Raw genomic sequence first — 11366 nt, 5'->3', positions numbered from 1 at the left:
CCCCCAGGAAGCTTTGCTCTGTGCGAAAGCGTAGCGACAGCAACAAATGTTTTATCTGTGCGAAAGCGTAGCGACAGCAACAACAACAACAAAGCGCCCAGCCGGAACGGAAATCAACCACATGTTCTGCCAAAGAGCCATATTTTATTAATACAAAATAACGGCAACATTATTAATAAAAATAGCGTCAAAATACTGCAAGCGGTATTGTATTGTCAAAAAATTATTTTGGTTATACTATAGACATTATCCAAAAAAATGTGCTGAGGAAGTGCTGCTTCGTGAAAGACGCTGTAGAATCACTCATAAAGAAATTTGATCTGGAAATCACGCCAGAACAACGTGACTTTTTATGTTTTCTATATGAAAACTTACATCTTGAGGAATTAAGTGATAAGGAACAATGTTTTTTTATTGACTATTTTTGCAAGAGTGAAACATTACGAAATATGGCAGCATTTGCACTTGAATTGGCAGATATCATGCATGAAATTTATAAAAATATACCAGCTATTGAGCAGACAGAACGATTGACCAATGCAAAAGAGCGGCGCTACTACGATGGGCGAAAGTGGCAAATAGCTAGGCGTCAAAAGCTAAATCGTCAAACAATAAAAAAAGGAAATATCCTGTATGTTCCGTTTGATGAATATAAAAAAGAAGTAGGTCCAATTATTATCTGTCTTGAACAAACAACTGGGATGGCGGCATATTCTGAGCTTTGCAAAAGTATCATTTTACCGTTATTTATGAACGCGCACCGTGAACGTCGCGATTTATATATCGTTCCATATGACTGTCAAATTCATGTACATTATCGATTCGAAAACGGCCATTTAAATTTATCCGATTTTAAGGGTTTTATTGAATATAAGGCAAAGGGAGAAGCTGCCGTTCTGCCTGTGCTCCATTTTGTAAAGGGCTTGCTCCAAGAAAATCAGCATTGTACAGAAGCGGATATTATCATTTTTACAGAAGGTACTCCGATTGATGGACAGCATCTAGTTGGAAAGCAAGCGAAGGCTGTACTTGAGGAAATGAAGCGTAAGTATCATGCGGAATTTTCGGTTATCGCTATGCATGAACATAATTTTAATGAGCAGCAATTTTGGTTTGCCAATAAAGCTTTTTTTGCGGATGACGCTATTCAATAAAAAGGAGCTGATGTATTGATCGGCTTCTTTTTTGTGAATATACATAATAGTTAGAGGAGAATGATATGGATTCATTGAAGTGGTTATTACCAAATATGTCAGCACCGACATGGATGGACGTTATTATTGCCATCGCTCTTTTTGTCGTTGGTTGGCTTTTTCAGCATTTTATTATAAAGAAAATGATTAATCGCACGGTTACATTTTTGAGAAATCGTCAGCGTAACTTTCAGGCAACCGTGCTCGCACAATTTAATAAAGCGATTCGCTATGCATTCATGTTTGCAGTGATTGTACTCAGCTTAACCATATTATTAAAAGAAAATTTATTTACAAATGCAGTGACAAAGAATTTTGTTTTGTCCATTATTGTTTTTTTTGCCTTTAAAGGTGTATATGATGTTTTACATTTTTATACAAAACAGCCTTTGCAGCTGAATAGTGAAGAAGAACCAAACGTCCTTTTACCGTTTTTTCTTCGTATAGGAAAAGTGCTGATCATGATATTAGCAATGTTTACGATTGCTTCATTCTGGGATTTTAACATAAATGGCTTTTTAACGGGGATTGGTTTAACGGGTGTGGCAATTGCCTTTGGTATTCGGGATACACTAGGGCATGTTTTTGGTGGGATGTCAGTCGCATTAGATAACCCGTTTCAAATTGGCGATTGGATCGCAACAGAGGACCAAAAAATTGAAGGGACCATTGAGGATATTAATCTTCGAAGTACATTGATTCAAACGGGTGATAAAGGGCTTGTTTATGTGCCTAACTCTTATTTGGCAAATCGACCAATTTATAATTTGTCAAGAAGGGAAAAACGAAAATGTGAGCAATTTTTATTTGTAGCTGCTGAAAATGAAGAAGAAATATTACGCGGTGCTTTAAGTGCCATTCAAAAGGAAATTTATTTGCATGCTCAAACAGAAAAAGAAATGATTCATGTATTTATAGATGAGTTTTATCCAACTTCCTATCGAGTCCTTGTACGTTTCTATGTGGCAACAAATGATACGGCAGTGATGCTAAATGTGCGACAGGATATTTTGTTTGCTATTCGTCAAATATTTCAAGAACTAAATATTAAAGTAGCTAATCTGGCTGAAGATGAATGGATAAGTAATAAAAAATAATTTGAATTGTTAGTTTTCTTGTTTTACAATGAATATATGTAATCAGCTTTGATGAAGAGTAGTAGCCATTATTATTTGTTATAGAGAGCTAGTGGCTGGTGAAAACTAGTACAAAAACATGGTGAATGGACTTCGGAGCTCTAATTCTGAATAAAGTATGGATTAGCGTCTGCCCACGTTATAGGGCATAGAGTGGGTCTTTTAACTTCTGTCAGCAGATGTCACGTAATCGGAAAGGAATTCACATAGGATGTTAGCCTAAAATCATCGCATCCATGCGATAACGGCTAACTGACCTGCATTGGTAAAAACACCACGTCCTGTGGCATTACCGAAATGACCGACATCATGTCGGCCCTCATGCAGGCCTAAGCACAATGCCGATTGTGGACGCAACTATGACGGAGCATAATTGATTAAAAGACCGATGAAGGTGGCACCACAGCTTTTCCGTCCTTTTGTGATGGAAAGGCCTTTTTATATGTTATGGCAGGAAATGTTTATAAAAATCCGGACGCAATATTTGTATAAACGAAAGCGAAATGCTAACGAAGCGACAGCGTCAAAAATGCCATTGCATAATTAATAGATTTTGGTGTAGAAGAGCAGAGCATAGAGAAGGAGAGAAAGAGTATGACAGTTGAGCTTAGAAAGTTTGCCATGAAGGTAATACAGGGTGATATGATGACACCAATTTCCGTTTATCAATCACTGGATGGGAAGCATAAAATGCTTTTCGAATCGTCTGCTAAGCATGAAGAAAGTGGGCGTTACTCGTTTATTGCGGTCAACCCAATTGCAGAACTGATTGGAGATAGGAATGGTTATTCTTTTATCAAAGATGGAGAAACTGAAAAATCAAGTGACAATGTATTAATAAAATTACAGCAAGTTATGCCATTTCATAAGGCACAATACCCCTTTGCCTTTTTTGGGGGAGCAATGGGTTTTTTTGGTTACGAAACAGCGTTTTATACAGAGAAAATAGGTGAATACTTGCAGGACGATTTAGAAATGCCGGATGTCCATATCTTTTTCTATGATACATTTATTGTTTTTGATCATTTAAAGCAAGAGATTACATTAGCGGCGATTGATTTATTTAATGAAGGACGTTCTCTTGAAGCGATGGAATTGGCTATTTCTACGATGAAGAAGCAGCTTCATGCCGGAACAACATATGACGCCATGACGTTTGGAGAGCTAGATTTCAGACCAATGATTGCCAAAGATAATTTTGTAGCAATGGTTGATCGCGCGAAGCACCATATTCGGAAAGGTGACATTTTCCAAATCGTCTTATCACAACGCTTTACTTCATCCTATACAGGTAATCCTTTTGCTTTATATCGTCAGTTACGTACTTCTAACCCTTCACCATATATGTTCTATATGGATTTTGGTTCGTACACCATTTTAGGAACATCTCCTGAAAGTCTTGTCAAGGTGAAGGATCGAAAGGTCACGACTAATCCAATAGCAGGAACGAAGCCTAGAGGTAAAACCGTGGAGCAGGATAACGCAATGGCGGAAGAACTACTAAATGATGAAAAAGAAATCGCTGAACATCGAATGCTCGTGGATTTAGGCCGTAATGATCTTGGCCGTATTGCTAAAGTGGGTACAGTGAAGCTTATAAAATATATGACTATTGAGCGTTATAAACATGTAATGCATATTGTATCGGAGGTTATCGGCGAATTACAGGATGATGTACATGTTTTGGATGTTCTCCGAGCTTGCCTGCCTGCCGGAACTGTTTCCGGTGCCCCGAAAATTCGTGCTATGCAGCTAATCAATGAGCTAGAGCCTGTGAAGCGGGGTGTCTATGCAGGGGCAGTAGGCTATATTTCTACTACAGGGGATATGGATTTAGCTCTAGCCATTCGGACAATGATCGTGAAGGATCATTGTGCCCATGTTCAGGCAGGAGCCGGTATTGTTTACGATTCTGTGCCTTTGTCTGAGTACGAGGAAACACTAAATAAAGCCCGCGCGTTATTGGAGGTAAAACAATGATTTTATTGATCGATAACTATGATTCATTCACATATAATTTATTTCAGCAAATAAGTATGCTTCGGAAAGATGTAAAAGTAGTACGTAATGACGAAATGACAATCGAAGAAATTATGAAAATGCAACCAGAAGCCATTATTTTATCGCCCGGTCCAGGTACGCCAATTGATGCCGGAATAACAGTGGATGTTGTCAAAGAGCTTTATACGAAATTTCCGATTTTAGGAATTTGTCTTGGGCACCAATCGATAGGGCAGGCTTTTGGGGGTAGCATCGTTCAAGCTAAACATATAATGCATGGAAAAATATCTACGATTCAATACGAAAAAACAGGCTTATTTGCCCAGTTAGACGGTGAAATTGAAGTAATGCGTTATCATTCTCTCGTCATAGAGCCAAGCACGTTACATGAGGATTTTAATATTTTAGCAAAGTCCAGTGATGATGGGGAAATTATGGCGATTCAACATAAGGAGTACCCGCTTTTTGGGCTACAATTTCATCCAGAATCCATCGGGACACAAGAGGGTAGCATAATGATGCAAACTTTCATAGAACAAATTTCATAAACGAAACAAAATAGGCTGCCATCAAAAATCAGTAATTGTGATTTTTGGTGACAGCCATTTTTATAAATAGGAGGGGAATGTTATTGCTTTTTCCCTGTGATCAATTTTGCAATTTCCTCTAAAGACATCGAAGAATTGACTTCGTACGAACCAATTTGTAAGCTTCGAGCGTATTTAGGGTTAGCAAGTAAAAGTTCCATTTCAACACTATTTTCGATGACGCCACCATCTTCAAGCTTTTGCGCCACAGTATATGGTTCCATACCGCTATAAATTTGAAGTGTCATAGTAGTAACGTTTCCTTGGGATGCCGATTCATGTTTGTCTTTAGGCGTTGTTTTAGGTGCATCTGTCTTCTGCGTGTTTTCCTTCGGTACTTGCTTAACTTGTTCCTTTAACAATGCAATTTCTTTATTTGCCTGCTCGAGCTTTTTTTGCAGCTCCTCTACATGTTCGGTGTTTTTTGAAGCTTTAGTTGGAAGACCGATATTGAGATCGAAACGAACTGCTAAAGCTAGTAAAGCTCCAACAAGAAAAAGTGCAATGCCAAATGCGCGGATAGCGGACTTATTCATAGATTACCGACCTCCGTTTGCAATCACTTGGCGGACTTGCTCTTCCGTTAAATTGGACCGAATACTTATATCGGCTACAGAAAGACCCTGCTTATTTAGTTCAAGTACCTGACTAATAATAATTTGATGGATAGGTTTCGTTTGTGTAGCTGGTTGTCCTGTCTTCGACGTCTGAGCAGCCTGTTGAACAGTTTGCATGACCTGTTGGATTTTCGGATTTGGTATCTTGTTATTTTGTGCTGACGGTGATTTAACCTGAAACTCTGGCTCTAATAACAGCTCCTCCTCAACAATTTTCAGACGACGTTTTAAATTATTTGTTTCTTGAAAAATAGAGATGGATAGCTCCTCTACATCTTGTTCGACTTTTTTCGCGTTATTTTTGAAAAAGAACGACGCAATAATTAGAAGAATTCCCACAATCATAAGTATGATGGATAAATCCACTAGTTTCACCTCATTAAGTATGTAATTATAAGGTATTTTACCATATGCAAACTTAATATGAAATGACGGTAGATTTTTTTTCAGTTTATGTTATAATAGGTTAGTCGTATAAATCATGCTCAAAATATAAATTCTTGATATAGAGTGGGAGGGTTAATAATGCGCGTAAACATTACTTTAGCTTGCACAGATTGCGGCGAACGTAACTACATTTCTAAAAAGAACAAGCGTAACAATCCAGAGCGTCTTGAACTTAAAAAATATTGCTCTCGCGAGAAGAAATACACTCTTCACCGTGAAACTAAGTAATCGCTCATTAAGCCAAAACCACTTGTGGTTTTGGCTTTCTACATTTTATCTTCATTCAGCAAATGTTTTCTGTAGCGAAAGCAAAGCGTCAGCTACAGAAGACTGCCACCTCTGAAGGTGGAGAGATGAATGAGGATGAGGTTTCTTTCAATGAGTAACCAAACGCCAACTGAAATAGAGGAACTCAGTCTAAGAACGCCACGTCCTGTGGCAACGACTGAGTGACCAACATCGTTTTGGCCTAAAGCCTCCGGCGGATGTCACGGATTTTGAAAGGAATGAATATAAGGATGTTAGCCTAAAACCTTCGCATCCTGCGAAAACGGCTAACTGACCTGCATCGGTAAAAACGCCACGTCCTGTGGCATTACCGAAATGACCGACATCGTGTCGGCCCTCGTGCAGGCCTGAGCACAATTCAAAATCCGGACGCATTGTTTATCTGCGCGAAAGCGAAGCGTCAGCGGCAATTACGCCAGGCGAAATTGATTAGGGGATAGCTTAACATGGATAAAACAACTTTACGGAACGAGGTAAAGGAAGCGCTTGCCGAAATGAGCGAAGTAGTTTACCACGATCAATCATTTGCTGTATTAAAAAAAGTGCTACAGGAACCATATATAATAGAAGCAACTACAATCGGCGTTACTATTTCCAATAAGCCAGAAATCGACACAATTCAATTAATAGAAGAACTGTGGCAACTTGGTAAAAAAGTGGCTGTACCTAAATGTAATGCAAAAACAAGAGAAATGTCATTTTACGCCATTGAAACGTTTGACCAGCTTGAAACTGTTTATATGCATTTGCGTGAGCCAATTCCAGAAAAGTGTGAGTTTGTTGACGCAAATGAAATGGATGTCATCCTTGTTCCAGGAGTTGTCTTTGATCAGTTCGGCTATCGAATTGGCTACGGCGGTGGTTATTACGATCGCTATGTATTACACTATAAGAAGGGTAAACTCATGTCTCTGTTATTTAACGAGCAGCTATATGAACATGTCCCTAGAGAAGCGCACGATTGCCCAGTAGATATCATTGTGACACCGACAAAACGTCTTGACTGTGTAACACAACGAGGAGCGAACTAAAATGGACAAAATGTTAGATATTTATCAATTACTAAAAACATATGGCACATATATTTACACACGTGATCCGATTGGTGATTTGATGTTAATGGAGGATGAAATTCGCGAGTTGTATAAAGCGAATGTACTAGATATTAAAGATTACCAAATGGCATTGTTACTAATTCGACAAGAAACAACAAAACTTCGCATGAAAGAAAATAGCCAGTAATGTTTTAAAAATAATTCATATGGGGTATTGTAAAAATAATGTAACATGTATGTAATATTATTAAAAGCAGTGGTTTTCCACTGTTTTTATGATTTGTGAAACTTTTTACAAGTAAAAACGTATATATTATTGTCCAGCACGAACAAGGAGAACAATTTTCCGAAAATATATCTATTGATTATCTGTAAAAAAAGGATTAAGATATATTTTGTTTCAGTAACAAATTGTTAAAATTATTATTTTTTTGTAAAAGTAAGGAGGATGTTAGGAATGAAATCAATAAAGTGGCCTAAACATTCATTTATGATACTAGCAATTGTAGCAACTTGGATAAAAACGGTCATTGTTTATCACACTAGCTTTGAGATGAAAATTGAAAATGCAATGCAACAATTTATTTTGTTTATTAATCCTTTAAGCTTCGTGCTATTTGCATATGGTATATCATTATTCTTTAAATCGCCAAAAGTTAAAAGTCGTTATATAATTACGATTAGTGTTGTTTTATCAATTGTCTTATATGGAAATGTGGCGTTCTATCGTTTCTACAACGACTTTATTACGCTACCGGTATTATTCCAAACAAGTAACTTTGGTGATTTAGGAACTTCAGTAGCAGCGATTGTAAGCCCTTGGGATTTATTATATTTTGTCGACGTACTTATTCTAATTTTAGCGAATAAATATTTACCTAAAATGAAAAATGAAGTTAAAGTCAACGTGGAGTTCCGTCGCGCGTACTTCGTATTAGCGATTGCTATGTCGTTCTTAAACTTAGGATTATCTGAAACAGAGCGTCCACAATTGTTAACACGTAGCTTTGACCGTGAATTACTTGTGAAAAACATTGGTACGTATAACTACCATTTGTATGATATTTATATTCAGTCAAAATCTTCTGCTCAACGTGCATTAGCGGATGGCAGTGAATTAGTAGAAGTGAACAACTATATTCGTTCTAATCAAGCAGCAATCAACCCTCAAATGTTTGGTAAATACAAGGATCGTAATTTGATTCTTGTTTCGATGGAGTCTTTACAAAACTTTGTGATTAATAATCAAATGGATGGTCATGAAATTACACCATTCTTAAACTCTTTAACAAAAGATAAAGATACGTATTATTTCAGTAACTTCTATCACCAAACTGGATTAGGGAAAACTTCTGACTCAGAGTTTATTACAGAAAACTCATTGTTCGGCTTAGGTCGAGGTGCGGTATTCTTCACGCACGGTGGAAATACGTATAACTCAATGGCTGAGCGCCTTGGAGATAATGGCTACTTTACAAATGTCATGCACCCGAATAATAAATCATTCTGGAATCGTGACATGATGTATCAATCATTACACATTAATAAATTCTATGACATAGACTCATATAAGATTGGCGAAGGGCAAGCTGTTAACTGGGGTATGAAAGATGTCCCATTCCTAGAGCAATCCGCAGCCTTAATGAAAGATATGCCACAGCCATTCTATTCTCGACTAATTACTTTAACGAACCACTATCCATTCACATTGGACCCAGAAGATGTAATGATTCCTGAATATACGTCAAACTCAGGTACATTAAATCGTTATTTCCAAACAGTTCGTTATATGGATGAAGCTCTTAAAGACTTCTTCCAAGGTTTAAAAGATCAAGGTGTATATGATAACTCTATTATTGTAATGTATGGTGACCATTACGGTATTTCAGAAAACCATAACAAAGCGATGGCTCAATATTTAGGAAAAGAAAGCATTACACCATTTGATAATGCACTGTTACAAGAAGTACCATTATTCATCCATATCCCTGGATCAGGTGACGGTAAAGAAATGACAGAGGTTTCTGGACAAATGGATTTACGTCCAACGATTTTACACCTTCTTGGTGTTGAAACTTCAAAAGATATGCAACTTGGTGCAGACCTATTCTCACCAGAGCATGAAGATTTCATTGTGTTCCGTGACGGTCGTTTTGTAACAGATAAATATGTATATGCTGGTGAAGCTTGCTATGACAAAGCAACTGGTGAAGAAATTGATGGTGAGCCATGTCAGCCATACGCTGATCGGGCTACGAAAGAACTAGAAAATTCTGATACCATCATTAACGGTGATTTACTCCGCTTCTATGACCAAAAGACAGGGAATTTGAAGCAAGGGGCAGTTAAGTAAACAAAAAGAGAGATCTCATGTTTAATGAGATCTCTTTTTTGTTGTACAATCAATTATGCCCCGGCATAATTGTAGCTGTCGCTTTGCTTTCGGTACATAAAACACACTTGAACCTGTCGCTCCGCTTCCGGTACATAAAACACTTGCTGAAAGAAGTTAAACGTTTACTAGCCTGTTTAGCAGAAGTGACGAGCTATTTACCACATATTACAAAAGAGTATAGAAACTTCTTTTAAACTTTAATAAGGGGCGTATAGGAAGTCAAATAAACAGCTTAGAGTAAGTGTTAGACTGCTCGAAAGGTCAAAAAGAACAGTTCAAATAGGAAATAAATATAAAAAAGAGAGAAAAAAGAGCAGTCTCGTGATGGAGACAGCTCTTTTTTGTCTGAATTTTAGTGTAATGTTGGAGGGTATCCGCTATGAATTACAGTCATAATTACGAACCAACCGAATACTACCGCACTTAATAAGTTGAAAACAACGCTTAAAAGGTTCTTTTCTTTAAGTGCTTGGAATGTACCAACTACAGCTAAAATTGCTACTAGACCAAAAATAACCATTAATAAGTTCATTAAAAATTGACACTCCTTTCGACATCAGAAAATGAATGTCGTCAACAATATTCCTCCTTAATTGTAAACGTTCTACCTGTTTTTGTCGAGAACTAAAATAGCTTAAACTATGAACATTTATCGTCAAATGGTGGTAAAGGCTGTATAATTGTAATTGAGGTGATAGCAATGATGAACGTACGAAGTTATTCACTTGGACCTGTCCAAACGAATTGTTATATCGTATCGAATAAAAATAAGGAATGCATAATTTTTGATCCAGGAGAAGAAGCGGATCGAATTATAAAGGCAATACGTAGTAACGGCCTAAAACCATTGGCCATTTTCTTAACACATGCGCATTTCGATCATATCGGTGCCGTAGATGCTGTCCGCGAAGCTTTTAATGTACCATTATGGATTCATGAAAAAGAAGTAAGCTGGTTAGGAGATCCAACAAAAAATGGCTCTAGTAAATATGCAGCATTACCAGATTATATAGTCGGCACACCGGCTGAAGAAAATATAATTAAAAAAGAACAATTATTTGAAATAAGCGATTTTGGTTTTAAAGCTATTTTTACGGCAGGACATTCACCGGGTAGTATTTCATATATATTTGAAAATGATGGCTTCGCTATTGTTGGAGATACACTCTTTGAGCAAGGTGTAGGTCGTACAGATTTACTAGGAGGCTCAACAAAAATATTACTTGCATCTATTCATGATAAGTTATTGTCATTACCTGAAGATACTATTATCTACCCTGGTCATGGTAATTATACAACAGTCGGTGCAGAAATGGAGACAAATCCTTTCTTGAATGGTTTTTAAGGTGCTCTTCATCATAGTGTGTGGGTTGATTTCCGTTCCGGCTGGGCGCTTTGTAGCTGCCGCTTTGCTTTCGCTACAGAAAACATTTGTTGCTGTCGCTTCGCTTTCGCACAGATAAAACATTTGTTGCTGTCGCTTCGCTTTCGCACAGATAAAACATTTGTTGCTGTCGCTTCGCTTTTCGCACAGAGCAAAGCAAGGAGTCGTCCAGCCTCGACTCCAATCAACTTACAGAGCTTCGTGTTGGATTAAAACCTAAATTAACTTCATAAAATACAAAAATCCCCCTTGCAATTTGTTGG

Annotated in this window: 13 protein-coding genes and 1 other annotated feature; of the genes, 10 read left to right on the top strand and 3 right to left on the bottom strand. The window is 37.5% G+C overall.

Going from position 1 to position 11366, the window contains the following annotated elements; all coding sequences use genetic code 11:
* From ACFXN8_RS14230 to ACFXN8_RS14210, 5 genes are all read left to right on the top strand, one after another.
* Window positions 1-243, top strand: a 243-nt coding sequence (locus ACFXN8_RS14230; RefSeq protein ID WP_386845942.1) for a hypothetical protein, incomplete at its 5' end; no start/stop codon positions are given.
* A 38-nt stretch (window positions 244-281) separates the two neighbouring features.
* On the top strand, window positions 282-1154 hold the full coding sequence (locus tag ACFXN8_RS14225) for a vWA domain-containing protein (RefSeq protein WP_386845940.1): 873 nt from the start codon (window positions 282-284) through the stop codon (window positions 1152-1154).
* Window positions 1155-1219: 65 nt separating this feature from the next.
* Window positions 1220-2290, top strand: a complete 1071-nt coding sequence (locus tag ACFXN8_RS14220) for a mechanosensitive ion channel family protein (protein ID WP_376074522.1) — start codon at window positions 1220-1222, stop codon at window positions 2288-2290.
* Window positions 2291-2329: 39 nt separating this feature from the next.
* Window positions 2330-2751, top strand: a binding site (T-box leader).
* Between the two features lie 172 nt (window positions 2752-2923).
* Window positions 2924-4309, top strand: a complete 1386-nt coding sequence (gene trpE / locus ACFXN8_RS14215; protein WP_386845938.1) for an anthranilate synthase component I — start codon at window positions 2924-2926, stop codon at window positions 4307-4309.
* Window positions 4306-4878 carry an anthranilate synthase component II gene (locus ACFXN8_RS14210; protein ID WP_386845935.1) on the top strand — a complete coding sequence of 191 codons (573 nt, stop codon included), beginning with the start codon at window positions 4306-4308 and terminating at the stop codon, window positions 4876-4878. The genes trpE and ACFXN8_RS14210 overlap by 4 nt, the downstream gene beginning before the upstream one ends.
* Before the next feature lie 80 nt (window positions 4879-4958).
* Here ACFXN8_RS14210 and ACFXN8_RS14205 read toward each other — a convergent pair whose 3' ends face one another.
* The gene (locus ACFXN8_RS14205; RefSeq protein WP_376074519.1) at window positions 4959-5453 is read right to left on the bottom strand and encodes a hypothetical protein; all 495 of its coding nucleotides are present in this window, start codon (window positions 5451-5453) and stop codon (window positions 4959-4961) included.
* A 3-nt stretch (window positions 5454-5456) separates the two neighbouring features.
* Window positions 5457-5900, bottom strand: coding sequence for a hypothetical protein (locus ACFXN8_RS14200; protein WP_386845933.1), 444 nt, complete (start codon window positions 5898-5900; stop codon window positions 5457-5459).
* Between the two features lie 159 nt (window positions 5901-6059).
* Here ACFXN8_RS14200 and rpmG point away from each other — a divergent pair, with 159 nt between their 5' ends.
* The 4 genes from rpmG to ACFXN8_RS14180 all read left to right on the top strand — a co-directional run bounded on the left by rpmG (window position 6060) and on the right by ACFXN8_RS14180 (window position 9677).
* Window positions 6060-6209 (top strand): 50S ribosomal protein L33, encoded by a 150-nt coding sequence (gene rpmG, locus ACFXN8_RS14195; RefSeq protein ID WP_008408521.1) that lies wholly within the window; start codon window positions 6060-6062, stop codon window positions 6207-6209.
* Between the two features lie 506 nt (window positions 6210-6715).
* On the top strand, window positions 6716-7300 hold the full coding sequence (locus tag ACFXN8_RS14190) for a 5-formyltetrahydrofolate cyclo-ligase (protein WP_386845931.1): 585 nt from the start codon (window positions 6716-6718) through the stop codon (window positions 7298-7300).
* A gap of 1 nt (window position 7301) precedes the next feature.
* Complete coding sequence (locus tag ACFXN8_RS14185) at window positions 7302-7511, top strand: YqgQ family protein (protein WP_376074516.1); 210 nt, start codon at window positions 7302-7304, stop codon at window positions 7509-7511.
* Between the two features lie 270 nt (window positions 7512-7781).
* The gene (locus ACFXN8_RS14180) at window positions 7782-9677 is read left to right on the top strand and encodes an LTA synthase family protein (protein WP_386845928.1); all 1896 of its coding nucleotides are present in this window, start codon (window positions 7782-7784) and stop codon (window positions 9675-9677) included.
* 394 nt (window positions 9678-10071) lie between these two features.
* Here the strand turns inward: ACFXN8_RS14180 and ACFXN8_RS14175 are convergent, their stop codons facing one another.
* Window positions 10072-10251, bottom strand: a complete 180-nt coding sequence (locus ACFXN8_RS14175) for a DUF2759 domain-containing protein (RefSeq protein WP_323651506.1) — start codon at window positions 10249-10251, stop codon at window positions 10072-10074.
* 168 nt (window positions 10252-10419) lie between these two features.
* Here ACFXN8_RS14175 and ACFXN8_RS14170 point away from each other — a divergent pair, with 168 nt between their 5' ends.
* Entirely contained in the window at window positions 10420-11064 is a 645-nt protein-coding gene (locus ACFXN8_RS14170; protein WP_386845926.1) for an MBL fold metallo-hydrolase, read from the top strand.
* Window positions 11065-11366: the final 302 nt, after the last annotated feature.

This window comes from Lysinibacillus sp. NPDC059133, assembly GCF_042755925.1.
Taxonomy (GTDB): Bacteria; Bacillota; Bacilli; order Bacillales_A; family Planococcaceae; genus Lysinibacillus.
The sequence above is the reverse complement of the archived record's forward strand: the minus strand, read 5'-3'. Positions and strand labels throughout refer to the sequence as shown.